The sequence below is a fragment of the Noviherbaspirillum malthae genome (assembly GCF_015352985.1).
Lineage (GTDB): Bacteria > Pseudomonadota > Gammaproteobacteria > Burkholderiales > Burkholderiaceae_D > Noviherbaspirillum > Noviherbaspirillum malthae.
The window spans coordinates 179,938-206,476 of sequence record NZ_JACYXF010000003.1 but is presented as its reverse complement, the minus strand read 5'-3'; the positions used below and the strand labels follow the sequence as shown (position 1 = coordinate 206,476).

Sequence of the window (26,539 nt, the reverse complement as noted above, 5' to 3'; positions counted from 1 at the left end):
ATGCCATGCGAATCCTGACCACAGCCATTCACAGTGAACTCGACGTCGTGATGTCCCGCCAGCGGGCGCGCCAGGTGGCTGCGCTCTGCGGTTTCACGGTGCAGGACCAGGTCCGCATCGCCACCGCGGTCTCCGAGCTGGCGCGCAACGTGTACAACTATGCGCAGCGCGGGCGGGTCGAGTTTTCCATCGAGGGCAAGACCGCGCCCCAGGTTCTGGTCGTGCTGGTGGAAGACCAGGGGCCGGGCATTCCCAATCTCGATCTGATCCTGTCCGGCCGCTACCAGTCGGAGACGGGCATGGGCCTCGGCCTGATCGGCGCCCGCCGCCTGATGGACCAGTTCGACGTCTCCAGCAAAAAGGGCGAAGGCACGTCCATCACGATGAAGAAGCTGCTGCCGCCGGCCGCGCCCATCCTGACCGCGGCTTCGATCGGCGAGATGGGCATGCAGCTGGCCGCCGCGACACCGGATATCACACTGAGCGAAGTGCAGCAGCAGAACCGCGAACTGCTGACCACGCTGGCCGAGCTGCGCGCCCGGCAGGAAGAACTGGTGCGCCTGACGCGCGAGCTGGAAGACACCAACCGCGGCGTCGTGGCGCTGTATGCGGAACTCGACGAAAAGGCGGACCACCTGCGCCGCGCCGACGAAATGAAGTCGCGCTTCCTGTCCAACATGAGCCACGAATTCCGTACACCGCTGAGTTCCATCCGCGGGTTGTCCAAGCTTCTGCTGGACCGGATCGACGGCGACCTCACCGAAGAGCAGGAAAAGCAGGTCAACTTCATTCTCAAGGGAGCCGAATCCCTGACCGAACTGGTCAACGATCTGCTCGACCTGGCAAAGATCGAAGCCGGGAAGGTCGAGGTGAGGCCAAAGAAGTTCGAAGCCGCGGAACTGTTCAGCGCCCTGCGCGGCATGCTGCGCCCCTTGCTGGTCACCGAGACCGTCAAGCTGATTTTCGACGAGCCGGCCGACCCCATGATGCTGTACAGCGACGAGGCGAAGGTATCGCAGATTCTGCGCAACTTCATTTCCAACGCCATCAAGTTCACGGAAGCCGGCGAAATCAGGATAAGCGCGGTGCGCCTGCCTGATGCGGATGCAATCAGGTTTTCGGTGGCCGATACCGGCCTCGGCATTGCACCCGAACACCAGCAGATCATTTTCGAGGAGTTCGGCCAGGTGGAGAACCGGCTGCAGCACCGGGTGAAGGGAACCGGCCTTGGCCTTCCGCTGTGCCGCAAGCTGGCCGACCTGCTCGGCGGACGGGTGGAACTGGAAAGCGAACTAGGCAAGGGTTCGGTGTTCTCGGCCGTCATACCGGTCACGCTCCGGCAGGAAGATGCGGCATCCGACGCCGTCGCAGTCGCTTTACCGGAACCGGTCGCCGACGAACGATTGCCGGTGCTGGTGATCGAGGACAATCAGCAGACCAGGATGCTCTACGAGAAATATCTGCGCGGCACGAATTTCCGCCCCATCCCGGTACGCAGCCTGTGGGAGGCGGAAGAAATCTGGGCGACGCTTCCGCCCGCCGCCATCGTCCTCGATCTCAACCTCAATGGCGAGGATACCTGGCGCTGGCTCATGGAAACCAAGAGCAACGAGCTGCGAAAGGCAATCCCCGTCATCGTGGCGACCGAAATCGACGATCGTGCGAAGGGGTTCGCATTGGGTGCCGACGCGTATTTCGTCAAGCCGGTGCTGCGCGACGAGCTGCTCGTCGAACTCACGCGGCTCACCATGCATGCCGCGGCGCCAACGTCCGGCAGGATCAGCAGCGGAACGCATTCTTATGGAACCTGACATGACGTCCATCGATCAAGATCAGCTCATCCTCAATGTCGACGACACCGACGCGTCGCGCTATGCGAAGAGCCGCATCCTGACGCGGGCCGGCTTCCGCGTCATCGAAGCGGCCACCGGCGCGGAAGCGATCAGCAAGGCCAGAGGCGAAAAGCCGGCGCTGATGCTGCTCGACGTCAAGCTGCCCGACATCAATGGCTTCGAAGTCTGCCGGCAGCTCAAGGACAATACCGATACCAAGACCATCCTCGTGCTGCAGACGTCGGCGTCCTACATCGGCACCTCCGACAAGATCCGCGCGCTCGAAGGCGGTGCCGACAACTACCTGTTCGAACCGATCGAGCCCGAGGAACTGGTGGCCAACGTGCGCGCCCTGCTGCGCCTCGGACATGTGGAACGCGAACTGCGGGAAGTCGACCGTCGCAAGGACGAGTTCCTCGCCGTGCTCGCACATGAGCTGCGCAATCCGCTCGGGCCGATCCGCAATGCGGTGGAACTGATGCGCAGCCTCGATCCCAACGACCGGGCCGCGCATGATCAGGCCCACCAGACCATCCTGCGCCAGACCGAACACATGGTGCGCCTGGTCGACGACCTGCTCGACGTGGCCCGCATCTCCCAGGGCAAGCTGCTGCTGCAGCGGCACCCGGTCGAACTGCGCGGCATCATCGATGCCGCCATCGAAACCGCCCGGCCCATGATAGAAGCCCGCCAGCACAAGCTCGCGGCGCAGCTTCCAGAGGAAGAAGTCTGGATCGACGGCGACGGCGTCCGGTTGTCGCAGACCATCTGCAACGTGCTCAACAATGCCGCCAAGTTCACCCGCCAGGGCGGCGAAATCGAACTGAGCGCCGAGAGGCGGGGCGATACCGTCTGCATCCAGGTAAGGGACAACGGCATCGGCATCCCTCCCGAGCATCTCGACCGCATCTTCTCGATGTTCGCCCAGGCCGGCCATTCGACCGACCGTGTCAAGGACGGGCTCGGCATCGGTTTGTCGCTGTCCAAGACACTGATCGAGCTCCATGACGGCACCATTACCGCCTACAGCGAAGGCGTCGACCGCGGCAGCCGTTTCGAAATATGCCTGCCGCTGCTTGCAAGGGCGCCGGCAGAGAATCAAACCTCGGCGCCCGAGAGTGCCGCCGGGAAGCAGGCTTACCGCATCCTCGTCGTCGACGATAACTACGACGCGGCGGAAATCATCTCCGAACTGCTCAGGCTGAGCGGCCATGAAGTCATGACCGTCCATACCGGCAATGATGCGCTGGCACAGGCGGCCGGCTTCCGTCCGGACATCGCCATCCTCGATCTCGGCCTGCCCGACATGGACGGCACCATGGTTGCCGCGAAGCTGCGGCAGACGCCGGAAGCGGCGAATGCATCGCTGATCGCGCTGACCGGTTACGGCAAGCAGGCGGATATTGAACGCACGCGGGCGGCCGGTTTCGACGATCATCTGGTCAAGCCGGTCAAGTTCGACCACCTGATCGACACGATCTCGCGCCTGAGACGCGCCGGCGCCTGAACACCCGGCCCCCAGCCACCGATCCTGCCGCAGGCTTCGCAGCGGCAGGGCGATTCGCAGGTATCGCGCGCTTTCCGTCCGCTTCCATCTTCACACCGATTTCCCGTGCCCGTCTATTCCCTGTCCGCTGCCGTCCAGGCTGAACTCGACATCAAGAAAAGCCGTTTCATCGCCGTCGTTGCGCCGGTGCCGGACCGTGATGCGGCAATGCGTCTCATCGCAGGGCTGCGTGAACAGCATCGCGCAGCAACCCATGTCTGCTGGGCACTGATGGCCGGCGGGCAGTCCGGCATGTCCGACGACGGCGAACCCTCGGGTACCGCAGGCAGGCCCATGCTGGAGGTACTGCGCCATCATGAGCTCGACGGCGTGCTTGCCGCCGTGGTGCGTTACTACGGCGGGATCAAGCTCGGCGCCGGCGGCCTGGTGCGCGCCTATACCGATGCCGTGGCGGCGGCGCTCAAGCAGGCGCAGCTCGTGGAGCATGTCGCCATGTCGCTGATTTCCATGCGGCTGGCCTATGCCGACGAGGCGCGCGTGCGGCGCTGGATCGAGCAGCAGGGCTATGCGCTGCTGAATGCGGACCATGAAAACGGCGTGCACATGACGGTGCAGTTGCCGGCAGCCGATGCCGAGCGTGCAAGCGGCCTGCTGCGGGATCTCACGCAGGGCCGGGCCCGGATCGACGCCGGCACTTGATTGCCGGGCCGCATCCGGGCCGATATCCCCGGAAGTACCGTGCTGCATGACCCGGCCGGTTCGAGCGCATGGCCGCATGCACAGGGCTTGCGCAATCTCATGAATGACCGCAGATGGCAATGCCCCCCGCCGGCCGCGCCCTATATTGAGGTTGAGTGCGCAGCGCAAGGGCATGTTGCGTTCCGCTTCTGCGCGCTTGCCGGATCCCTGCGAGCTATTCCGGCATGGAATGCCCGCTCCTATCCGTGCTCCGTTTCCACTTCAAGACGGGGGCTCATCATGTCACGCAAATACATCGACTGCCGCGAATTTCCCAGCGACACGCATTGCTCGGTTGCGATCGCGGCCGACTCCGAAGAGGAACTGCTCGAGGCTGCGGTACAGCATGCGGTAGCCGTGCACCGGCATCAGGACAGTCCCGAACTGCGGCAGCAGATCCGGCAGCTGTTCAAGGAAGGCACTCCGCCGGTAGAGCGGCCGGCCGTTGCAGCTGTCTGAAACCTGTCATGGACCGCCGCAGGCGCTCCAGCGACGGCCCATGGCACCAACAATGCGCGGAGGAACCATGACCAGCATGAATATTGGCGTCATCAACGATTTCAAGACGAAGCTGCGGGGAACCCTGCTGCAGCCGAGCGACACGGGTTATGACGAGGCCAGGCAAATCTGGAACGCCATGATCGACCGCAGGCCCGGCCTGATCGTGCGCTGCAGGGGAACATCCGATGTCAGGGTTGCGGTCAGGTTCGCGCGCGAGCATGACATCCCGGTCGCAGTGCGGGGCGGCGGGCACAACATCGCCGGCAACGCCCTGTGCGATGACGGCATGGTTATCGATTTGTCCGGCATGCGCGCCGTTCATGTCGACCGCGAGGGAAAAAAAGCCTTTGTGCAGGGCGGCGCGACGCTGGGCGATTTCGACCATGAGGCGCAGAGCCATGGTCTTGCCACGCCTCTGGGCATCAACTCCACCACCGGCGTCGGCGGCCTGACGCTGGGAGGCGGCTTCGGCTGGCTCAGCCGCAAGTACGGGCTTACCGTCGACAACCTGCTGTCGGCCGATATCGTCACTGCCGACGGCGACTTGCTGCGCGCCCGTGCCGAACAGTGCAGCGACCTGTTCTGGGCCATTCGCGGCGGCGGCGGCAACTTCGGCGTCGCCACCATGTTCGAATTCCGCCTGCATGAAGTCGGCCCGGAAGTGACGACGGGCCTGATCGTCTTTCCGTTCAGCCAGGCCAAACAGGTGCTGACCCGCTATCGGGATCTCGTGAACGGCCTGTCGGACGACGTCAGCCTCTGGGCAGTGCTGCGCCAGGCGCCTCCGCTGCCTTTCCTGCCGCCCGAGGTGCATGGCAAGGAAGTTGTGGTGATCGCGTTCTTCTCGCTGCTGCCGCTCGATGCGGTCAACACCGAGCTGGATGCGGTGCGGGGCTTCGGCCAGGCCTGCGGCGAACATGTCGGTGCGACCCCCTATGTCGCCTGGCAGCAAGCCTTCGATCCCCTGCTGGCGCCGGGCTCCCGCAATTACTGGAAGTCGCATAACCTCGACCGGCTTGCCGACGAAGCCATCGATGCGCTCATCCGCTTCGTCGGCGAACTCCCGACGCCCGAGTGCGAAATCTTTCTCGGCCACATCGGGGGCCAGGCCAACCGTCTTCCGCCGGAGGCGACCGCCTATCCCCATCGCAACGTGATCTATGCGATGAACGTGCATACCCGCTGGACCGATCCGGCCGACGACGACAAGTGCATCAGCTGGGCGCGCGCCTTCTTTGCCGCCACCGCGCCGTATGCCGCCGGCAGCGTCTACATCAACTTCCTGACACAGGAGGAGGGCGACCGCATCGCCGAGGCGTATGGCGGCAATTATGAAAGGCTCAGGCAGATCAAGGCGAAATACGATCCGCGCAACCTGTTCCGGCAGAACCAGAACATCATGCCGGCCTGATGCCTTGATGCAAAGCTTGAGAGCAATCGTCGCGCTGCACATCCGCACCGGCCTCCGCGTTGCAGCCGGGGCAGGGCGGATGCGCCGAAGGACGCGTAAAACGCGCCGGAAATCCGGTTTGCATGCCGCGCCAAGCTGCATATACTGAAATCAATCCTTTGCAGGGAGAAAGTCATGCGCCGCCGTCCCTGCCGCCTGTACCAGGGTACCGACAGCGCGGCCCGCGCATGACGGCAACCTGCTCAATCGCTACAGGAGGTCATCATGGACTTGCATCTGAACATGCATCGCATGCACATGCGCATGCCGCACTGGCCCGCTGCCATCGTCGCGGGCATTGTCGCCGGCGCGGTGCTGATGGTGCTGGAGCTGCTGTATTCGACCACCACGCTAGGCCATTCGCCGTGGCAGATATCGCACAAGATCGCTGCAATCACCATGGGCAGCAGCGTAGCCAACGGTGCCGACTTCAGCGTCCTGGTAGTTGGCGTCGCCCTGATCACGCATTATGTGCTGGGCGCACTGTTTGCCGCAGTGCTGGCCCTGATCCTCGAATCGGCGCACGTCACCGCCAACCCGGGCGCTTCCCTGTTTGCCGGCGCGCTGTTCGGCCTGCTGCTTTATCTATTCAACTTCTACGTGCTGTCAGGGCTGTTCCCCTGGGTTGCGGAATTGCGGAGCTGGGCAGCCGTCATGGGACACCTGCTGTTCGGCATGATTGCCGCGGGCATGTATCTGCGCCTCGACTGGACCGAACCGCTGGCTTGATCGCGGGCTCAAGCCCGGGTTTCCGTCAGCCGGCATTTCAGGCGAATCATGGCGACGATGAAGAACCCCGCCGCCATGACGCTTGCGCAAATGACAAAGCTGATCAGGAGTTGCAGTTCGGCGATGTCATCCGGGTCGACGGAAGGGGCGACTGAACTGAGCAGCCCGTCGGTCCAGCTTCCCAGGGGCAGCGTCACATGCGGCCACAGTTCGGGAAATGACATCCACAGCAGCGCGCAGGACATGGAGAGAACGATCCAGAGCGTCGAGAGGTAAATCGCCTTGGTAAATCTCATCATCGGACAATGACCTTATCAAGGAACATACGGAAACAGACAGAGGAACAGGCAGACAGGTAGACAGGCAGGAGGGCAAAAACAAAAACGCAAGGGGGCGCTGCCGTCCGACGATTGTAGGCGAGGAAAGGATGAATATTTCCAGGAGACGCCGGCCAATTTGTTAATGTTTGTTACTGCAAGGCAGTGCCCGGCGCATGACAGGCAGGGTCGTCCATCTCCTGCCATCCGTACTCTCCCTGCCGACGAAATGACCTGGGACGAGCGTCATCTCGCCCGCTTCACGACTGGTCGAGAAGCGCCCTGACCCGCTGAGCCAGATCCGCCATGGCAAACGGCTTGTCCATGACGTGTACGTTCTGCTCCGGCTCTTCATTGGCAAGCAACACATTCCCCACGTAGCCCGTGATGAACAGCACCTTGAGGTTTGGATGCCGTTGCAAGGCTTCATCGGCAAGCTCGCGGCCGTTCATCTCGGGCATCAGCACGTCTGTCACCAGAAGCTGAATATCGGGATGCGCGTCGAGTATCCGCAGGGCTGCGGCCCCTCCTTCGGCGGCATGTACGCGGTAGCCCAAATGGGTCAGCATGTCCGCCAGAAGTATGCGTACGTCCTCTTCGTCGTCGGTTACGAGAATTGTCTCGCTCGCATCTCCCCGTTTGACGGCGGCGGCCTTTGGCTTGTTTTCCTTTTCAGGCTTGTCCGCATGATGCGGAAGGTAGAGGTTGACCACTGTTCCCCTGCCCGGCTCGGAATCGATTCTTACCTGCCCGCCCGACTGCCTGATGAAGCCATACACCTGGCTCAGTCCCAGACCGGTGCCGCGGCCCGGTTCTTTCGTTGTAAAGAATGGATCGAAAGCCTTGGACAGGACTTCTTTCGACATGCCCGTGCCGGTGTCGCGGATCGATATCATCACATAGGGGCCCGGAACGAGGTCTTCCTCCGCAAGAGCGAAGCGCTCGTCCAGCACGCAATTGCTTGTCTCGATCGTCAGGCGGCCGCCTCTTTCCATGGCATCGCGCGCATTGACGGCGAGATTGAGAATGATGTTCTCGAGCTGGCCAGGATCGACATAGGTAGGCCATACATCGGCGGCAAGCACGGTATCGAAAACGATGCCGCCACCGAGCGAATGCCCGAGCAGTTCCGACATGCCGGTCACGAGCTCGTTCACCAATACCGGTCTTGGATGAAGAGGCTGCTGGCGCGAAAACGCGAGGAGCCGCTGGGTCAGCTGCGATGCGCGCGAAACGCCGCTCTTTGCCAACCCGAGATAACCGAGCGTGCGGTCGTCGCCGGCGGCAAAGCGCCGGCCCATGAGCTCAAGCGCATTCGAAATGACGGCGAGCATGTTGTTGAAGTCATGGGCGATGCCTCCCGTGAGCTGCCCGACGGCTTCCATCTTGCGCGCCTGGTGCAGCGCATCCTCGATCCGCGTGCGCTTGTCGACTTCAGCCGTCACTCTCTGCTCCAGGGCATCGTTCAGTTCGCGCAAGGCGACTTCCGCGCGATGTCGCGTGGTGATGTCCTGGAACAGGACGGCGACCTGCCGGCGTTCCGCCGGTTCGATGCGCAGCGCCGCCAGTTCCAGGTGGCGGCCGGTATGCTCGAGTTCGCGTTCGAAGCGTATCGGTTCGCCGGTGACCAGTACCCGCCTGTAGATCTGCACCCAGCCTTCCGCTTCCAGCGGCACCATGTCGCGCACGCGCTGGCCGACCACGTTTTCGATCCCGGCATTCAGGGCATAAGCCGGATTGGCCATCACATGCACGTAATCGCTCAGGGGACCGTGCGGACCGTCGATGAACTCGATCACGCAGAAGCCTTCGTCGATGGATTCGAACAGCGTGCGGAACAGGCGTTCGCTTTCGCGCAGGGCCCGTTCCGCAGCCTTGCGTTCGGTGAGGTCGATCATGGCGCCGATCATGCGTACCGGCGCGCCGCCGGCATCGCGCAGCACCGCGCCGCGGTCAAAGATTTCGGCATAGCTGCCATCGGCGCGCAGGAATCGGTATTCGCCGGACCAGTTGACGCCATCTCCTTTGATGACCTGATGAATGCTTTCATCGATCGCGGCGCGATCGTCCGGATGGATATGCTCGATCCACCAGTCGGCCGACGTCTGCTCCAGGTCGTAGCCGAAGAGTGTGGCGAGCGCCTGATTCCAGATCACGTGCCCGTCGCCGAGCCGCCAGTCCCAGATGGCATCGTTGGCGGCCAGACGCGCCAGACGGTAGCGTTCGGCGGCTTCCCTTACCTGCGCATCGCGCCGGGCCACCTCGGCTTCATGCTCGGCCAGCCATTGACGGGAGCGCGCGTTGTCGCTCGTTTCCCAGGCAGTGCAGATGGTTCCGCGCACCGCGCCCTTTTCGTCCCGAAGCGGCGTGCCGGAAACGGTGAACCAGGCAATCTGCCGGTCTTCAGGCTGGCCGATGGCCAGAGGCCGGTCCTTGCGGCACAGGCCCTTTCCCCGCATGGTCTCCAGGACCAGGGAACGAACCTCGGGCCAGTCGCCGATGACATCGTCGAGCGGCGCACCCAGGAGGTGCGGCTGCCCTTTGCGAAACAGCCTGCAGCATGCTTCGTTGTAGATCGTCGCGCAGCTGTCGCCCCAGGTCAGCCACATGGGCAAGGGGGAATCGACAAGCAAGTGCGCTGCAAGGCGCAGCGCTTGCGGCCATTGTCCGGGGGCGCCCAACGGAGAGCCAGTCCAGATGTGATGGCCCAGGCCGGATCGCATCTCCTCTGTGAACCCGACATGTTCTGCTGCACGCCTGGGTTCGATCAGACGGCCCTCGCTATCAATGCTCTGCATACATCTAACTGGTGATCCGGCACGCCGTTAAAGTGACGCATTGTACTCCTGGAAGGGATGGTCTTGGATCTTGGTTATGGACATGCATGGCGCATTGCATGCATGCATCCTTCCAGGGGAATCATGCGGTTTCTGTTCCGGTTCAATGCGAAACGCTGCATCGATGGCGCACGAAATTGAAAGCGGTCTCTTGGTATCGGCAGCGTCAATGGTGTGCAGCGATCGGTTACCGGTTCGCCAAAAGCGGTGCGGGTCCGCTGTCGACAGCGGACCCGCGATGCACGCACCTTGACCTGACTTTACTTGGGCATCACAACACTGTCGATGACATGAATGACGCCGTTGTCGGCAACAATATCGGTCTTCACGACATTGGCATCATTCACCTCAACCTTGCCGCCTTTCGCGCTGATGGAAAGCGGGCTTCCCTCCACCGACTTGACCGATCCCGGCTTGACGTTTGCCGCCATCACCTTGCCGGGGACGACATGATAGGTCAGCACCTTGGTCAGCGCGGCCTTGTCCTTGAGCAGCGCATCGAGCTTGTCCTTCGGGATCTTCGCAAACGCTTCGTCGGTCGGCGCGAAGACGGTGAACGGGCCCGGGCCTTTCAGCGTGTCCACCAGACCCGCAGCCTGTACGGCGGTGACAAGGGTATTGAACGAGCCTGCCGACTTGGCGGTGTCCACGATGTCGGCGGCCTGTGCGGCACCGAAGGCAAGTGTCATCGAGACGCCGATCATTAACTTTTTCATTGCTATCTCCTGTGAAATGTAAGGTCGCGGCCATCGCAAGTGCAGAGGCCGTAAAGCCACTAAACAGAACAAAACCCTGAATTTGTGAACCGGGTGTGTCGTAAATTTATGCCATCAAATATCAATTGTCTATTGAATGAACCGCTATAATCGAGAAATCATCGGTTCAAATACGGGTCATTCCATGAAGAAATCATCCGAAATCGAGCAGGAAACATCGCCGGCAGACGACAGCCGCGTCAGCTACCGCAGCGGCGTGGCAGCGCGGCTGGCCGGTCTTTCGGCGGAAACCTTGCGTGTGTGGGAGCGCCGGTACGACTTGTCGGGCACGAAGCGTTCGACGAGCGGACAGCGCCTGTACTCGGCGGAGCAGGTGCGGCGGCTTGCGCTGGTCAAGCAGCTGGTCGACCAGGGGCATGCGATCGGCATGCTGGCAAGGCTGCCGGTCGAGCAGCTGCAGGAAATGGCTGCGCCGCGTTCCGGCGCGCAGCAGGCAGCCGGCCCGTTGAGAGCGGCTGTCATCGGCGAAGGCCTTGCCCGGCGCATCGCGGCAGCGGGGCGGGAGAGTGCGGAACTTGCGGTGCAATGGAGCCGCTCCCGGCTTGAAGACGCCGCATCGCCGCCGCAGGGTGCAGACGTGGAGGTACTGCTGATCGAACTGTCGGAGCTCGACGAAAGCGTCCTGCCGATGATCGTATCGATGCGCCAGGCCTGCTCGGCCGCGGCCGTCGTGGTGCTTTACCGGTTCTGTTCAAGCGCAACCATTCGCGCCTTGCGCGCACATGGCTGCCTGATTGCGCGCGTACCGGCAGAACCCGGCGAACTGGTGCTGCTCTGCCGATCAGCCTTGACGGGCGAGAGACTTCCCCCGCCGGAGCGGCCGGACGTGCCCGAAGTGCGTTTCGACGAGGAGTATCTTTCCACGATCACGGTCACCGGCAACCAGCTTGCCTGCGAATGCCCGCGCCATCTCGCCGACCTTCTGCTGATGGTCGGGAGCTTCGAGCGTTACAGCGCCCAGTGCGCATCACGCAATGAGGACGATGCGCAATTGCATCGGGAACTGCAGCTCGCTTCCGGCCGCGCACGCGCCATCCTGGAGAATGCAATGGAGCGCCTTGCGCGAGCGGAAGGGCTTCCGCTGCCGACACGATCGTAGGACATATGCAAAGGATGGTTGATTCGAGGATGCGCTTGCATGCGCCTGCCCTGTTCATGGCGCTCGGAAAGTCCCGGCCGCTGCAACGATGACTCGCGTCAAACCCCTTGCAAATAAAAGCGAACGCCGCGGAACGCCGCTTGCAAAGCAACATCGGATGTCCACCGGCCGGAATCAATAAAGATCCGCCGCGAACTCGAGACCAAAGGGACCCAACCATGGAAGCTTCACAACCTATGCAATCCGGCAAGAGCGGAAATGACGCCAATCCCGCGCTGCGTACACCGACGGACCTGAATGCGAATGCCACCAAAGATATTGCGGAAGCCCTCAATGCCGTGCTTGCCGATGTTTTTGCGCTCTACATGAAAACCAAGAATTTCCACTGGCACATGAGCGGGCCGCACTTCCGGGACTACCATCTCCTGCTCGACGACCAGGCGGATGAAATCTTCGCGATGACCGATCCGCTTGCCGAGAGAATCCGCAAGCTCGGCGGAAGAACGCTCCGGTCCATCGGCCACGTTTCTCGCCTGCAGCGCATCACCGATAATGACGAGGATTTCGTCGAGCCCTCCAGCATGCTCAAGGAATTGTGCGATGACAATCGCACGCTGGTTGCAAGCCTGCGCGAAGCCCACGAGATCTGCGACGACAATCGCGACATCGCGACTGCCAGCCTGATCGAAAACTGGATCGATGAAACTGAAGAAAGGACATGGTTTCTTTTTGAAGCAGACCGCAATCCGGACCGCACCGGTCATTAAGCGCATGTCCTGAGGCTCGGAACCCGCAGACCCTCGACCGCTGCAAGCACAGTCTAAAGCTGCGGTCCTTAGGGAAGGTCTCTTGCTCTTGGGACTACGATTTCTCCGGGTCGTGGCCCCAGTTCATCAGCGAGTAGCGCCAGTCGCTGTTTGCCGGGTTCTGCTTCGTCGGCCCTTGGGCAAGATGGCGGTGGATATAGCCGACGACCTTGCGCATGTGCGCGACATCGTCGTCGCTCAAGTCGCCCGCATGCCGGTGCAGCAGCTCGACGATGCGCCGGCCGGATTGATGTCCGACCGATTCGCCGTTGCCGTCCTTCTGGCCGACGCGCTGCGAATCTTCGGTCGCCAGCCATTTCTCAAGCTGCGACGGCGTCATGTTGACTGCCTGCTTGAAGTCCTTGATGGTCTGGCGGCGTTCGTCGTCGTGCTTGGTATCGCTGGATTGTCTGGTCATGGTCATCGCCGTTATTGGTAGGTCTGGCATTCACCGCACTTGGACGGCATGCAAGTCAACTCATTCATTTCACGGCTCTTCAGGCTGAAGCAAAACGCCAGGTTCCGGAAGCGGGGTTGCGGTGGCTGCTGCAGTGGCTGCCCTTGCCGCGACTGAACAGGCACATGCCGACGGCGACGCGTGTTCGTCATCAAAAGCTGATTCAAGGCAGTTTCAAGCTCACCCATGCTCCCGCCCGCGCCGCGGCTTGGGCTGGTAGTGCGCCTGCAGGTAAGCCGTCAGCCATGCGTGGATATCCGGCGGCATGTCCACGCCATCCGCGCAGTCGCCGGAATCGAGCATGCGCGTGCCTTCGCCGTAGCTGACCGAGACGCTGATCGGCACCGCCCGTTCTTCCTTCATCTGCCAGGTCACGAAAATGCGCGGCTGCGGCGCAGCCCAGTTTTCGAAGTAGCCGTCGTCCTCGTCGCGATGCAGTTCGAGCTGCAATCCCGGATGCAGGAAGGACTCCTGGTCGTCCGACCATTGCAGGGCCTGCACGCCGCTCAGTCCCGGCGGACAGGCAACCACGCCGGCGACCGACCAGCTGATCGTGGAAGCCCAGCGGTGTTCCACGAACCGGCGCTGCATGATGACCGCGACAGGCATGCTGGCCATCAGCATGATGCGCTTCCCCGCTGTCCGGGAATGAAAGCCGATAGATGAATGAACGGGATGCGCATCTTCATTTTCCTTTCTTTTCCGGATCCTTGACGTCGGTGCTCGGGGGTGCAGTGCCTGCCTTTTCGCTGCGTATCGGCGGCGCAGCCGTGGCAGCGCCGGCACCGCCCGGCGCTTGTCCGGTGGCGGAAACCTGGGGATGCGTTTCCCAGCCGTTGGCGGCAGCGCGTTCGCGCCAGCGGGAAGCGATTTTTTCCATGGAGTCCGTCAGTTCCTTCTTCTCCTTTTCGGTCTGGGCGGCCGCCTGCTCTTTTTTTGCAGCGGCGGCCTGCTGCTGTTCGGGCGTGGGCGCGGGCAGCTTGGCGGCGGCAGGGGCAGCAATCAGGGCAGCCAGAGCAGCGGCGGCCAGCGGTTTCGATACGGAAGATGGCATGCAATGCTCCTGGTCTCTCAACGGTTACTTGGCGCTTCCCTGGCCGGGCACGGCAGGCGGTGCGCCGCCCGGTGCCGGTGCGTTCTGCGTGGCGGCTGCTCCGCTCGTGGTGCCGCCCATCTCGGCGCCGCTGGGCGTGCCGCCCGAGCCTTCCGGGATGCCGGGCGTCCCCGCCACGCCGGTGCCGCCCGGCGCCTGTCCGCGCACGCCTTCCTGGCCGGCGTTGGCGCCGGTTGCGCCGACGTTGCCCATGGCCGCGCCGCCGGTATTGCCGCCGGCGCCCTGCGGTATGCCCGGCGTGCCGCTCGGTGCGCCGGCCTTGCTGCTGTTCGAGGCTTGCGCCATGACCTCGCCGCTGGTGCCGCCGCCTGCAGACAGCTGGCCGGGAAACTTGGTTTGCCTGATGCCGTTGTCAGCGGCTGTCTGGCTGTCCTTGTTGCAGCCGGCCAGCGTCAGCGCCAGCACCACGGCGACCAGGGGAAGTGCGGTAATACGTGTTCTCATGTCGTGCCTGCTCAGATCCTTGGGTGGGTCGGTGCGCCGGGCGGCAGCGGCTGGTGAGGAGGTGCACCGGCATGGCCGTCGCGCAGCTCGTTGTACCAGAGCTCGTGATGCGCCTGTGCCCATTCCTCATTGACGGTCCCGTGCCGCATTGCGTGATAGGCGCCGGGCGTGCCCCAGGTGCCGATGTAGATGTGGCCCATCGCTGCGGCGATATAGAGGGTGGCGCCGATGATGTGCAGGTAGTCGGCCACCTGCAGCAAGTAACGCGTGAGGCCGATGTTTTCGCCGATGTTCTTGAAATACGGGAAATTGAGCATCAGCCCGGTAATCGACATCAGCAGCCCGAGGAGGGTGACGCCGCCCCAGAACCAGATCTTTTCACCGGCGTTGAAGAAGCCGGCCGGAATGTGCTCATGTCTGATCAGGCCGCCGCCGCGCTTGATCCATTGCCAGTCCCAGCGGCGGAAGACATTGCGGCTCAGGAAGGTGAAGAACATCAGCAGCGAGCAGACGATGAACAGCGGGCCGACGAAATTGTGCAGGTACTTGGAGATCAGCGCGACCCAGTAATACGCGCTGTGCCCCAGCCAAGGCAATATCACCTTCTTGCCGAACATGACGATCAGGCCCGAGACGCCGAGAATGATGAAGGTGATCGCCGTGGCCCAATGCACGGTCCGGTCCCAGCTGGTGAAGCGCTGGATCTCCCTTCCTCCGCCGCGCGATTCCGCCGCCGGCCCCACCGCGCGGTAGAAGCCGAAGATCAGCAGCGGCACGACGAGAAGAATGGTCCCGGCAATTGCTGCCATCGGGCCGTTGCGCAGATGGCGCCAGGTATTGCCGCCGCGCTGCAGGATCACATCCTGCTCGGGCATGTAGCCGGGCGGGATGATGAAGTGGCGGTCGAAATGATTGCGGCCGGATTTCGCGGAGCCGAAGCCGGGTTCCGGCACATCCTTTTCCGACTGCAGGATGGTCTGCTCTTCGGCATAGGCGGGCTTGGCGCTTTCGTGGGGCACGGCGGCCTGGGCGATGGAGCCGAGGGCCAGCGCCAGCAGCATCAGCAGGATGGACAGCAGCGGCATGGGCGCCAGTGTGTGCTGCATTTGCTGCATGTGCTGTCTCTGCAGCCACAGGCGCTGACGGAAATGGTGGGAAGGCATCATCGGGCTCCGGTCGGCTTGGGGATCTGATAATCAGGGCTGCGTCCGTTCATACTCGTTCTGCAGATGATTGCGGTTGGTGATCGCCGCGTTCCACGACAGCCGGTCGTTGTGGTAATAGACCCGCTGGGGCAGATCGTCGGGCTTGCCGTTGTACTCCCCGTTTCGCCACGGCGGATGCTGCTCGACCTCGAGACAGCCGGCGAGCAGCAGCGGCAGCAGGGCAAGGCCGAGCCATCTGGCGCGGCGCAGTCGGTTGGCAACGTGCTTCATGTCGGCAGCCTCCTCGGATTGTTCTGGAAGTTGTCCGGCAGCTGGTTGGTGCGGGGACCTTCGGGGCCGCCGGTGTCGTGGCTGCGGTTGACACCATTGGCGCCATTGCTGCCATTGCCGTTTTCAAGACCGTTGGAACCGCTGCCAATCCCGTTCGGACCGGCATTGCGCCGCTTTTCGTAGGCAATGTCCCAGCCCCACAGCTCGGGCCCGTAGCCTCGGGTATCGACACGCTGCTTGTAGATGCCGGCGATGATATTGGCATCGCCGCCGAGCAGGGCCTTGGTGCCGCACTGTTCCGCGCACTGCGGCAGTTTGCCTTCGCTGATGCGGTTGCGGCCGTATTTCTTGAACTCGACTTCCGTGTTGTCGGGCTCGGGGCCGCCTGCGCAGAAGGTGCACTTGTCCATCTTACCGCGATGGTTGAAGGCGCCGGTGTCGGGGAATTGAGGCGCACCGAATGGGCAGGCGAGGGAGCAGTAGCCGCAGCCGATGCACTTGTCCTTGTCATGCAGCACGATGCCGTCGACGGTGTGGTAGAAGCAGTCGGTCGGACAGACCGCCATGCAGGGCGCGTCGGTGCAGTGCATGCAGGCCACCGACATGTAGTGCTCTCCCGGCGTGCCGTCATTGATGGTGACCACGCGCCGCCGGTTCACCCCCCAAGGCGTTTCATGCTCGTTCTTGCAGGCCGTGACGCAGCCGTTGCAGTCGATGCAGCGCTCGGTGTCACAGATGAATTTCATTCTTGCTGCCATTGCTGCTCCTTGATGTCCGCCTCATCGAGCCCCCTCCCTTTCAAGGGGAGGGCTGGGGTGGGGATGGGTTTGAAAAGGCTTGAAGAAATTTTTGATGCACCGAACTAACCCATCCCCACCCTAACCCTCCCCTTGAAGGGGAGGGAACAACTCATCGGAAGCCTGTTGCTTTTGCTGCTTCCAACCGGCCGCTTGCAAATACCTTCTACACCCGCACCACCCTGCACAGCGAAACCTTGGTTTCCTGCATCATCGTCACTGCGTCATAGCCGTAGGTCCAGCCGGTATTGGCAGCCTCGCCCAGCACGATAGGCGAGGCGCCCTCCGGATAATTCTTGCGCAGGTCTTCGCCCATCCACCAGCCGCCGAAGTGATACGGCATCCAGACCGTGCCCTGGGACACGCGCGGCGTGACCATCGCATGCACCTTCAACCGCGCGCCGCTCGGCGTCTCGACCCAGACGAAATCCCTGGTCTGCACGCGGATCTGCATCGCATCCTGCGGGCTGATCTCGACGAACATCGCCTGCTGCAGTTCCGCCAGCCAGGGGTTCGAGCGCGTCTCGTCGCCGCCGCCCTCGTATTCGACCAGGCGGCCCGAGGTCATGATGAGCGGATAGTCCTTCGAGAAATCCTTGGCCTGCACCGACTTGTAAAGCGTCGGCAGGCGCCAGAACGCGGCCTTGTCGTCGTAGGTCGGATACTGCTTGACCAGGTCGCGGCGCGGGCTCATCAGCGGCTCGCGATGCACCGGCACCGGGTCGGGGAAATTCCAGACATGGCAGCGGGCGCGCGCATTGCCGTAGGGCGCGCAGCCGTGCTTGATGGCCACGCGGATGATGCCGCCCGACAGGTCGGTCTTCCAGTTCTTGCCCTCGGCCGCTGCCTGCTCCTCAGGCGTGAGTTCGGCCCACCAGCCGAGGCGCTTGAGGAAGATGTGATCGAATTCCGGATAGCCGGTATCGATCTCGCTGTCCATGTTGGTCGAGCCGTCGGCGGCCAGCAGGCTTTCGCCTTTGTATTCCACGCCCCAGTTGGCGCGGAAGGGCAGGCCGCCTTCGGCGATCGGCTTGGACAGGTCGTACAGGATGGGCGTGCCGGGATGCTTCATTTCCGGCGTGCCCCAGCACGGCCACGGCAGGCCGTAGTAATCACCCTTGCAGGGGCCGTCCTCGGCGCGCAGCGTGGTCGGGTTGAAGGTGTGCTTGTTGTGCATGTGCAGCTTGAGCCGCTCCGGCGAGCAGCCGGTGTAGCCGATGGTCCAGCAGGAGCGGTTGATCTCGCGGAGAATGTCTTCGATCACCGGCTCGTTGTTGACCACCTTGATGTTGGTGCACAGCTCGTTCGCGAAACCGAATTTCTTCGCAAACAGGTACATGATTTCATGGTCGGTCTTGCATTCGAACAGCGGCTGGATGACGCGCTCGCGCCACTGGATGCTGCGGTTGGAGGCGGTACAGGAACCTTGTGTCTCGAACTGGGTGGTGGCCGGCAGCAGGTACACGCCGTCCTTGCGGCCGTGCATGGCGGCAGTCATGGTCGGGTAGGGATCGATCACCACCAGCATGTCGAGTTTCTGCATCGCCGCCTTCATGTCGGGCAGGCGGGTCTGGCTGTTGGGCGCATGGCCCCAGTAGACCACCGCGCGCAGGTTGCTCGGCTGGTCGACGAAATCGTTTTTTTCCAGCACGCCGTCGAACCACCGGCTCACCGTGGTGCCCGGCTTTTCCATCAGCTCCTTGGAGCCGAAGCGCGACAGCAGCCAGTCGTATTCCACGCCCCAGACCTTGGCGAAATGCTTCCACGCGCCCTCGGCCAGGCCGTAGTAACCGGGCAGCGAATCGGGATTGGGGCCGACGTCGGTTGCGCCCTGCACGTTGTCGTGGCCGCGATAGATGTTGGCGCCGCCGCCGGCGATGCCGATATTGCCCAGCGCCAGCTGCAGGATGGAAAGCGAGCGCACGTTGGCCGTGCCTACATGGTGCTGGGTGATGCCCATGCACCAGACCACGGAAGAGGGCCTGTTCTTGGCGAGCATCTCCGCCGCCTGGCGCACCGCCGCTTCCGGCACGCCGGTCACGTCGGAGACTTTCTGCGGCGTCCATTTCGCCACTTCGCGCCGCACCTCTTCCATGCCGTAGGTGCGGGCGGCGATGTATTCCTTGTCTTCCCAGCCGTTCTCGAAGATGTGCCACAGCAAGCCCCAGACGAAGGCGATATCGGTGCCGGGACGGATGCGCACATAGTGATGCGCGAAGCGGGCGGTGCGGGTGAAGCGCGGATCGACCACGATCATCTTCGCGCCCAGTTCCTTCGCATGCAGGAAATGCAGCATCGAGATCGGATGCGCTTCCGACGGATTGGAGCCGATGAACAGCACCGCCTTCGAATGACTGAGGTCATTGAAGGAGTTGGTCATCGCGCCATAGCCGTAGGTCTGCGCGACGCCGGCCACGGTGGTGGAATGGCAGATGCGCGCCTGGTGGTCGGTATTGTTGCTGCCCCACATCGAGACGAACTTGCGAAGCAGATACGACTGCTCGTTGTTGTGCTTGGAGGAGCCGATCCAGAAGATGGAGTCCGGTCCCGCCTGCTGGCGCAGCTGCAGCAGCTTGTCGCCGACCTCGTTGAGCGCCTGGTCCCAGCTGATGCGCTGGTACTTGCCGTTGACCAGCTTCATCGGATAGCGGAGCCGGTGTTCGCCGTGGCCGTGCTCGCGCACCGATGCGCCCTTGGCGCAGTGCGCGCCCATGTTGATGGGCGAATCGAAGGCGGTTTCCTGGCGCACCCAGACGCCGTTGTGCACGATGGCGTCGACCGAGCAGCCGACCGAGCAGTGGCTGCAGACGGTGTGCTTGAGTTCGGTGTTTGCGGGGCCCACCGTGTTGACGGGTTCGGCGGCCGCCGCCGGCTCGATCACGTTGAACGGCAGGTGGCGCGCCAGCAGACCCGCGCCCGCGGTGACACCGGCGTGGATCAGGAAGCCGCGCCGGTTGATGGTGGCAGTGGCAATGCGGTTCAGGCCCTTGCGCAGCGAGCCGCCTTGCACATTGTTTGCACTGCTCGACTTCTTTACCAGCGTCATGAAGCGCTCCGTGGGGTGCTTAAGCAAATAAAAATGCTGTTAACTATTTACCGATATGGGGTTGGCTCCCTTCTCCCGCAGGCGGGAGAAGGGTTGGGGATGAGGGGGATTGCAAGAGTACCTAAGATCTTGGCAATCGCCCTCACCCCTGCCCCCGCTCCGCGCCCCACGGTTCGGCTTGCAAGCCGAACCGGCTACGGCAGCGCAAACCGATGGTTTGCGAAACCCTGCCTTCGCCCCGCTTGCGGGAGAGGGGTTCCTTTCTTCTATTTCGAATCGAGAACTATGTCTCTCGAACTAAAAATACGCCGCCGACCGGTAATACTTCCGAATATGCTCCGTCTCGTGATAACCGACGCTGCCCGCCGTCTTGTCCGCTGACACCTCCGGCAGCAGCACTTCCGGCGCGCTTTGCGTGCGGGTGATCAGTGCCGCCACCGCGACCACGGGTGCGCATGCCGCCGCGCTGAGAAAGATGCGGCGTTTCGCATCATGACTGGCCATCTTCATGTTCTCTTTCCTTGTTCACTGCATTACTGCAATTCGATCGATGCATCGGCATCGGCCTGCTCTTCATCGTCTTCCATTTCGAACGCCTGGAACTCCACCTCGAAAAACGCCGCCGCGAATGCGGCGACATGCCGGTAGAAATTCGCGCATTCCGCCCGCCCGATGTCGTCCAGGCAGCGCGCCTGCCATGGCGAAATATGCCGGATGAAAAAGGCCTTTTGCGTTTGCAGCGGGCGCCTCGGCATTCCCGACGACCCCGGCGTTCCCGCGATGAGTACGCGCATGACTTCACACAGCGCACCGAGATGATCTTCCGGTTCACCGACGCCGCGCGATCGCGCCAGGCCGAGCGCGCGCAGTTCGTCGCGCAGTGCAGCCAGGGGCTTTTCATGCATGAAGCCGGCCAGGTAGTGCGAGGCGTAGGGATTGACCAGCGGCGTGCCGACGCTGATGAACAATCCGTCGAACTCTTCCTTCACTGCATCGGCATCGATCAGTCCTGCGGCCAGCACCAGCTTTTCCCATGCCTGGTCGAGCGGCTGCCCTTCCTGCTGCGCGCGCAGCGAATCGGCGCCGGCGAGCGCGGCCAGCAGCGCGGCATCGGGCGCTTTCAGCAGCAGGCTGCCGCACAATGCATAGAGGTCGGCACGAGCCTGGTCTTCTTGCGTCAGGGGAAGGGAAATGCTTGCGGCGCCGGTCACCGCGTCCGAAGGGGGCATGCTGAATGTGCGTTTTCATTGACGATATAGTCATTGAAACGGCACGCGGGCAGATGTTCCATCACCAGGCCAGGTTTCGACATGACGGCGACGTGGGTTTGTTCTATATCAAAGCGACCCTTATGCCCTGTTGTCTGTTATCTCGGACGTGCAAGGTCAACGATCGCATCCGGCTTCTTCGACGTCATCATGTCGACCACGCGGCAGTCGCCGCACATCTTGATGCGGTCAAGCCTGCCTTCGAACGCGGCATGCCCGGCAAGACGCCCGAGCAGGTTTTCGATGGCCTTGAGCGTGCCGATCGCCTTGCCGCAGCGTATGCAGTGGAAGGGTTCCGCTTCATTGAGAACAGCCGTCGCCTTTGCCTTCTCCGGCGGAACCAGCCGCGGAACCAGTTCGATCGCGTGTTCCGGGCAGCTCTTCGCGCACAAGCCGCATTGCACGCAATTCTTTTCGATGAAACGCAATTGCGGGCGATCGGCCGTGGTCAGCAGCGCCGATGACGGACAGCTGCCGGTGCAGGCCATGCATAGCGTGCAGGCATCCTTGTTGATCGACAAGGTGCCGAAGGGCGCGCCGGCCGGCAGCGCAATGCTTTCCATCCTTGAAGGCGCATGGTTGTACAGGTGATCGAATATGAAGTCCAGCGAATTGCGCTTCTCCGCGAAGAGATGGAAGCCCGCCGCCCGGGCGGGCGCTTCGGCCGATGCCATGCCTTGCAGCGCCGCATCGAGTTCCTGCGGCGCGCTGGCCTCGATCAGGGTGAAATGCGTGCCGCCGTAGCCCAGGCCGGACAGGATGGCCTGGGCAATCTCCATCTGTTTTCCCAACGCGGCAACATACTCCGGCGCCTCGCGCCCGGTGACCAGCACAGAGACTTGCGTTGCGCCGTAACAGACCGCCGCCAGCCACAAGTCGATGCCGGCCGACGCCGGATGATGCAGTTCGAACGGGATCACGCGCGCCGGCAAGCCCTTCACGGATTTTCCTGCCCTGGCCAGCCGGCCGAGCTGCGTGATGAGCGCGCCGCCGTGTTCCTGTCCGTAGAAAAGCAGACAGGCCTGCTCGCCGCCGGCGCTGGCAAAGGTATCGAGCAGCGTCTTGATCCGCCTGGCGTTATAGGGCACGTCGGCATTGGCATAGGCCAGCGCGCCGGAAGGGCAGACCGTGGCGCAGGCGCCGCAGCCGGCGCACAGGTGCGCCTCGACGCGGATGCGGTCACCGTCGGCGCGGATTGCCTGCGCCGAGCAGATGTCGATGCAGGCATTGCAGCCGGTAATCTTGTTGCGGCCGTGCGCGCACAGGCGCTCCCTGTACTGGAAATATTTCGGCTTCTCGAATTCGCCGGTCATCTGGGCCAGGCGGCCTGCTGCCGCCATCTGCGCGCGCAGGTCGCCGCCCGGCGCGAAATAGCCGTGCGGAGGCTGATGCATTTTTAGCAGCGGCGTATCCGACAGGTCGAAGATCAGGTCGTAGTCGCCGCTCCTGAGATCATCATTGCGGGTGAAGCTGATGGCCTCGACGGGGCCGCATGCCTGCACGCAATCGCCGTGGCGACGGCATTTGTCTTCATCGATCTGGTACAGCAGGCTGATTGCGCCCTCCGGGCAGGCGTCCACGCAGGCATTGCAGCGTACGCACAGGTCGAGGTCGATGGGATTGCTTTGACGCCAAGTGACCTGGAATGCGCCCAGCCATCCCTGCACTTCGATGCCGCCGCCGCTGAATACCGGATAGGCGCGCTCGGTCGGCAATGCCGTGACGCGCTCCGCGTCGGTGCCGCCGGTGATGAGCACCGCCACGCTGAGAGTGTCCTGCAACTGCTCGGCCCAGCCGAGCGCAGTCTGGGCGCCGCCGACGATCAGCACCCGGCCCTGCGACGCATAGCTGACGGTGGGCAGGGCCTGCGGCAGAGAACGTGCCGCATCGGCCAGCAGCGCCGCCATCTTGGGCAGCGCCGCATAGGACTGTGCGCCCCAGCCTCCGGTCTCGCGGATATTGACGAAGCGCAGCGGCGCCACCGACCCGCCTTCGTCGGCGAGCTCCCGGAACAGCGCACGTTCCTGGGTGCAGGCGACGACGACGTCATCGACGCCCTTGATCGATTCGAGATAGGCGCCGGCATCGCGGCCGCAAAGCTGGCTGGCAACCGGCAGCGGCCCGCAGCCGAGCGCGTCACCGATGCGCTGGCCGGACACGGCATTGAGCGGCATGGTGCGGTTGCAGTTGCAGACATGGAACTTGGTGGTCATGGGGAAGGGGATTCCTTAGGTGTGACAGGCGCTTCCTGCATCGGTATCAGTTCGGAAGGAAGCGGATCTTCGTCTGCATGGTGCGCACGCGTTTCGTTAGCGGTATCGGCATCGGCTTGCACGGGCGCATCATCTTCGATCGCTTCGCCGCCGTCGCCGTGGTCTTCTCCATCATTCGGATGGCCGTTCTCGATGCCGCCGTCTTGCCCTGCAAGCCGCCGTTCCTCATCTTCCTCTTCCTGCGTCTTGTAGAGCGGCTTCGGGTCCAGCGTGCTCTTCGCATGCTGCAGAGCCGCCAGCATGCCGGGGGGCAAGGGAGAGGGCTTGGTGTAATCGTCGATATATATATCGAGACCATCCATTACATTGAAGTGCGGGTCGGAAAACAGCTTCTTCATTGCAGCACGATGCACGGCCTTGTCCACGCCTCTGGCAAGAAAGGCCGAATAGTCAGCGTCGGGCGCAAGCGATGCGACATCTTTCATCGACGGCAGCGAGGGCTTGCCTGCAGCCGATGCCGCAGTGCCGGCTTGAGGCGCATTCTCCGCGGAGGATTCGGAAAGAGGGAGCCGATCATTGGCCGCGCTGTCCTCGTCCTGCGCCTGCTCGGCCTTGCGGCGCGACCAGCGCCGGAAAAAACTTTCAGACATGAAATGATGCCGGTTTCATAGGGTATCCATAAACTTGCCTTGAGCGTAAACAATCAGCCATGGAATCGTTTGAGCGATGACAAGCCTGCGCCCATGACATGCACCCATATCAGTGATAGCCCTCTCCCGGCCTGATCTTTCCGCGAAACAGCCAGAACACCAGCACCGTATAGATCAGGATCATCGGCAGCAGGATCGACGCTCCGATCAGGTAGAAGATCTGCGATGCCGGATGCGACGCGCTCTCCCAGATCGTCATCGACGGCGGCACGAGATAGGGCGCATTGGAAATCACCAGCCCGAGATAGGCCAGCAGGAACAGGCCGACCGCCGAGGCGAACGGCATGATGGGCCGCTTGCTGCGGATGCCGTACCAGCACAGCCAGGCGGTCAGCGCGGTGGCCACCGGAATCTGGATCATGAACAGGATGTTGGGCATGCTGAACCATCGCTCGGCGATGCGCCCGATCTGCAGCGGCGTCCAAACGCTGACGATGCCGATGAAGGCCAAGAGGCCCAGCAGCAGCGGCGTGCCGAGATGGCGAGCGCGCGCTTCCACGTCGCCGACCGCCTTCATCATCAGCCATGCCGCGCCCAGCAGCGCATAGCCGACCACCACCGCGAAGCCGCACATGAGGCTGAACGGCGTCAGCCAGTCGAGCGGGCCGCCGGCGAACTGGTAATCCTTGACGGTGATTTCCTGCAGCAGGCCGCCGAGAATCACGCCTTGCGCGAAGGATGCAAGGATGGAGCCGGCGGCGAAGGAAAGGTCCCACAGGCGATGATGCGGCTTGGCCACCCAGCGGAACTCGAAGGCGACGCCGCGGAAGATCAGCGCCAGCAGCAGGATGATGACCGGCATGTACAGCGCCGGCAGGATGACCGCGAAGGCTTTCGGAAAGCCGGCCCACAGGCTCACGCCGCCGAGCACCAGCCAGGTTTCGTTGCCGTCCCAGAAAGGCGCGACGGAATTCATGATCTGGTCGCGCTCCTCTTCCTTCTTGAAAAAAGGAAAGAGAATGCCGATGCCGAGGTCGAAACCGTCCAGCACCACATACATCGCCACCGCAAAGCCGGTCAGCAGCGCCAGGATGATCGGCAGGGTATCCGACACTTCGCTCATGTCGAAGCCTCCTTGGCGGTTTCCTGCGCCGCCGACAGCGGACGGTTCGGCAGGGCTTCCGGATCGGCCGGCACATGCTGCGGCCCTTTCAGGATCATGCGGCTGATGTACCAGATGCCGATGGAAAACACCACGCAGTACACCAGCACGAACAGCGCGAGCGACACCAGCACCGAGGCCGCCGTCACCGGCGACACCGCGTCGGCGGTGCGCAGCACGCCGTAGGCGACCCAGGGCTGGCGCCCGATCTCGGTCACCATCCAGCCGGCCAGCAGCGCAATGAAGCCGAGCGGCCAGGCGTGGCCGAGCGGGCGCAGGAACCAGCGCGCCTCGTACAGCCGCTTGCGCCACCACAGGAAGACGCCGAGGAAGCCGATGCCGATGAACAGGAAGCCCAGTCCCACCATCAGCCGGAACATGAAGAACACCGGCTTCACCGGCGGACGGTCTTCCGGCTTGAATTGCAGCAGGCCGGGGAAGCGCCCTTCCCATTCATGGGTGATGATCAGGCTGCCGAGGTTGGGAATGCCGACCTCGTACAGGTTGCGCTCGTTCCTTTCGTCCGGCCAGGCAAACAGGATCAGGTCGGCCGGCTTGGAGCCGTCCCAGTGCGCCTCGATCGCCGCAATCTTCGCCGGCTGGTGCTTCTGCGTGTTCAGGCCGTGCAGGTCGCCGACCAGCGCCTGCAGCGGCGCGAGGATGGCCAGCATGCCCAGGCCCATGTGCACCATGGTCTTCGCTTCTGTGAGGAATTCCCTGCGCAGCAGATAGCGCGCGCCGGTCGCCAGCACCACCAGCGAGGTGGTGATGTAGGTGGCGATCATCATGTGCGTGAAGCGGTAGGGAAAGCTGGGGTTGAAGATGATGTCCGACCAGTCGACCGGATAAGTGATGCCGTCCTGCATCGCGAAGCCGGCCGGCGTATGCATCCAGCTGTTGGCCGACAGGATCCAGAAGCCGGACAGGGCGGTGCCGAAGGCAACGATGATGGACGCCATGGTATGCAGCCATGGCGGGAACCGGTTCCAGCCGAACAGCATGATGCCGAGAAAGCTCGCTTCGAGGAAGAATGCGGTCAGCACCTCATAGCTGAACAGCGGGCCGAGCGTGTTGCCGATGATCTGCGCGAACTTGCTCCAGTTGGTGCCGATCTGGTACTCCATCACGATGCCCGACACCACGCCCATTGCAAACGACACCGCGAAGATCTTGGTCCAGAAGCGCGCGAGCGTATGGAAGTGCTGCTTGCCGCTGTAGAGCCAGCGCACCTCCAGCGTCGCGATGAAGGCTGACAGCCCGATCGTGAACGAAGGAAAGATGATGTGGAAGGAGATCGTAAAGGCGAACTGAATGCGTGACAGCAGCGTGGCGTCGATGCCTGCAATGGTTTCCATCCAGC

General features: G+C 62.9%; 25 protein-coding genes. 8 read left to right on the top strand and 17 right to left on the bottom strand.

Annotated elements, in window-relative coordinates; all coding sequences use genetic code 11:
- Positions 1 to 5 precede the first annotated feature (5 nt).
- The 6 genes from IGW03_RS07430 (at position 6) to IGW03_RS07405 (ending at position 6,757) form a co-directional block, all read left to right on the top strand.
- Entirely contained in the window at positions 6 to 1,811 is a 1,806-nt protein-coding gene (locus IGW03_RS07430) for an ATP-binding protein (protein ID WP_194721893.1), read from the top strand.
- Between the two features lies 1 nt (position 1,812).
- Positions 1,813 to 3,339 (top strand): ATP-binding response regulator, encoded by a 1,527-nt coding sequence (locus IGW03_RS07425; RefSeq protein ID WP_194721892.1) that lies wholly within the window; start codon positions 1,813 to 1,815, stop codon positions 3,337 to 3,339.
- Positions 3,340 to 3,444: 105 nt separating this feature from the next.
- On the top strand, positions 3,445 to 4,038 hold the full coding sequence (locus IGW03_RS07420) for a YigZ family protein (protein ID WP_194721891.1): 594 nt from the start codon (positions 3,445 to 3,447) through the stop codon (positions 4,036 to 4,038).
- A 279-nt stretch (positions 4,039 to 4,317) separates the two neighbouring features.
- On the top strand, positions 4,318 to 4,536 hold the full coding sequence (locus tag IGW03_RS07415; protein WP_194721890.1) for a DUF1059 domain-containing protein: 219 nt from the start codon (positions 4,318 to 4,320) through the stop codon (positions 4,534 to 4,536).
- Between the two features lie 67 nt (positions 4,537 to 4,603).
- Entirely contained in the window at positions 4,604 to 5,989 is a 1,386-nt protein-coding gene (locus IGW03_RS07410) for an FAD-binding oxidoreductase (RefSeq protein ID WP_194721889.1), read from the top strand.
- 264 nt (positions 5,990 to 6,253) lie between these two features.
- Positions 6,254 to 6,757 (top strand): hypothetical protein, encoded by a 504-nt coding sequence (locus IGW03_RS07405; RefSeq protein ID WP_194721888.1) that lies wholly within the window; start codon positions 6,254 to 6,256, stop codon positions 6,755 to 6,757.
- An 8-nt stretch (positions 6,758 to 6,765) separates the two neighbouring features.
- Here the strand turns inward: IGW03_RS07405 and IGW03_RS07400 are convergent, their stop codons facing one another.
- The 3 genes from IGW03_RS07400 to IGW03_RS07390 all read right to left on the bottom strand — a co-directional run bounded on the left by IGW03_RS07400 (position 6,766) and on the right by IGW03_RS07390 (position 10,627).
- Positions 6,766 to 7,056, bottom strand: coding sequence for a hypothetical protein (locus IGW03_RS07400; protein ID WP_194721887.1), 291 nt, complete (start codon positions 7,054 to 7,056; stop codon positions 6,766 to 6,768).
- Positions 7,057 to 7,334: 278 nt separating this feature from the next.
- Positions 7,335 to 9,707, bottom strand: coding sequence for a hybrid sensor histidine kinase/response regulator (locus tag IGW03_RS07395; protein ID WP_228535179.1), 2,373 nt, complete (start codon positions 9,705 to 9,707; stop codon positions 7,335 to 7,337).
- A gap of 464 nt (positions 9,708 to 10,171) precedes the next feature.
- Positions 10,172 to 10,627 carry a fasciclin domain-containing protein gene (locus IGW03_RS07390; RefSeq protein ID WP_194721886.1) on the bottom strand — a complete coding sequence of 152 codons (456 nt, stop codon included), beginning with the start codon at positions 10,625 to 10,627 and terminating at the stop codon, positions 10,172 to 10,174.
- Between the two features lie 184 nt (positions 10,628 to 10,811).
- Here IGW03_RS07390 and IGW03_RS07385 point away from each other — a divergent pair, with 184 nt between their 5' ends.
- Both IGW03_RS07385 and IGW03_RS07380 read left to right on the top strand, forming a co-directional pair.
- Positions 10,812 to 11,786, top strand: a complete 975-nt coding sequence (locus IGW03_RS07385) for a MerR family transcriptional regulator (protein WP_194721885.1) — start codon at positions 10,812 to 10,814, stop codon at positions 11,784 to 11,786.
- A gap of 218 nt (positions 11,787 to 12,004) precedes the next feature.
- Complete coding sequence (locus IGW03_RS07380) at positions 12,005 to 12,553, top strand: Dps family protein (protein ID WP_194722028.1); 549 nt, start codon at positions 12,005 to 12,007, stop codon at positions 12,551 to 12,553.
- A 94-nt stretch (positions 12,554 to 12,647) separates the two neighbouring features.
- Here IGW03_RS07380 and IGW03_RS07375 read toward each other — a convergent pair whose 3' ends face one another.
- The 14 genes from IGW03_RS07375 to IGW03_RS07310 form a co-directional block, all read right to left on the bottom strand.
- A complete protein-coding gene (locus tag IGW03_RS07375; RefSeq protein ID WP_194721884.1) occupies positions 12,648 to 13,010 on the bottom strand; it encodes a DUF3140 domain-containing protein in 363 nt (120 codons plus the stop codon).
- A 219-nt stretch (positions 13,011 to 13,229) separates the two neighbouring features.
- Positions 13,230 to 13,673 carry a DUF3305 domain-containing protein gene (locus IGW03_RS07370; protein WP_194721883.1) on the bottom strand — a complete coding sequence of 148 codons (444 nt, stop codon included), beginning with the start codon at positions 13,671 to 13,673 and terminating at the stop codon, positions 13,230 to 13,232.
- 61 nt (positions 13,674 to 13,734) lie between these two features.
- Positions 13,735 to 14,103: a hypothetical protein gene (locus tag IGW03_RS07365; RefSeq protein ID WP_194721882.1), complete on the bottom strand. Its 369-nt coding sequence runs from the start codon at positions 14,101 to 14,103 to the stop codon at positions 13,735 to 13,737.
- A gap of 24 nt (positions 14,104 to 14,127) precedes the next feature.
- The gene (locus IGW03_RS07360) at positions 14,128 to 14,607 is read right to left on the bottom strand and encodes a hypothetical protein (RefSeq protein ID WP_194721881.1); all 480 of its coding nucleotides are present in this window, start codon (positions 14,605 to 14,607) and stop codon (positions 14,128 to 14,130) included.
- A gap of 11 nt (positions 14,608 to 14,618) precedes the next feature.
- Positions 14,619 to 15,773, bottom strand: a complete 1,155-nt coding sequence (locus tag IGW03_RS07355) for a formate dehydrogenase subunit gamma (RefSeq protein ID WP_228535177.1) — start codon at positions 15,771 to 15,773, stop codon at positions 14,619 to 14,621.
- A 30-nt stretch (positions 15,774 to 15,803) separates the two neighbouring features.
- Entirely contained in the window at positions 15,804 to 16,043 is a 240-nt protein-coding gene (locus IGW03_RS07350) for a hypothetical protein (protein WP_194721880.1), read from the bottom strand.
- Positions 16,040 to 16,789, bottom strand: a complete 750-nt coding sequence (gene fdh3B / locus IGW03_RS07345; protein ID WP_194722026.1) for a formate dehydrogenase FDH3 subunit beta — start codon at positions 16,787 to 16,789, stop codon at positions 16,040 to 16,042. The genes IGW03_RS07350 and fdh3B overlap by 4 nt, the downstream gene beginning before the upstream one ends.
- Positions 16,790 to 17,006: 217 nt before the next feature.
- A complete protein-coding gene (locus tag IGW03_RS07340; RefSeq protein ID WP_194721879.1) occupies positions 17,007 to 19,886 on the bottom strand; it encodes a formate dehydrogenase subunit alpha in 2,880 nt (959 codons plus the stop codon).
- A 297-nt stretch (positions 19,887 to 20,183) separates the two neighbouring features.
- Entirely contained in the window at positions 20,184 to 20,396 is a 213-nt protein-coding gene (locus tag IGW03_RS07335; protein WP_194721878.1) for a formate dehydrogenase, read from the bottom strand.
- 23 nt (positions 20,397 to 20,419) lie between these two features.
- Positions 20,420 to 21,115 (bottom strand): TorD/DmsD family molecular chaperone, encoded by a 696-nt coding sequence (locus IGW03_RS07330; protein ID WP_194721877.1) that lies wholly within the window; start codon positions 21,113 to 21,115, stop codon positions 20,420 to 20,422.
- Between the two features lie 137 nt (positions 21,116 to 21,252).
- Positions 21,253 to 23,367 (bottom strand): 4Fe-4S binding protein, encoded by a 2,115-nt coding sequence (locus IGW03_RS07325; RefSeq protein WP_194721876.1) that lies wholly within the window; start codon positions 23,365 to 23,367, stop codon positions 21,253 to 21,255.
- Positions 23,364 to 24,017, bottom strand: a complete 654-nt coding sequence (locus IGW03_RS07320; protein WP_194721875.1) for a DUF3306 domain-containing protein — start codon at positions 24,015 to 24,017, stop codon at positions 23,364 to 23,366. The genes IGW03_RS07325 and IGW03_RS07320 overlap by 4 nt, the downstream gene beginning before the upstream one ends.
- Before the next feature lie 109 nt (positions 24,018 to 24,126).
- Positions 24,127 to 25,140 carry a cytochrome d ubiquinol oxidase subunit II gene (gene cydB, locus IGW03_RS07315; protein WP_194721874.1) on the bottom strand — a complete coding sequence of 338 codons (1,014 nt, stop codon included), beginning with the start codon at positions 25,138 to 25,140 and terminating at the stop codon, positions 24,127 to 24,129.
- Entirely contained in the window at positions 25,137 to 26,534 is a 1,398-nt protein-coding gene (locus tag IGW03_RS07310; RefSeq protein ID WP_194721873.1) for a cytochrome ubiquinol oxidase subunit I, read from the bottom strand. Before IGW03_RS07310 ends, cydB begins: the two co-directional genes overlap by 4 nt.
- Positions 26,535 to 26,539 lie beyond the last annotated feature (5 nt).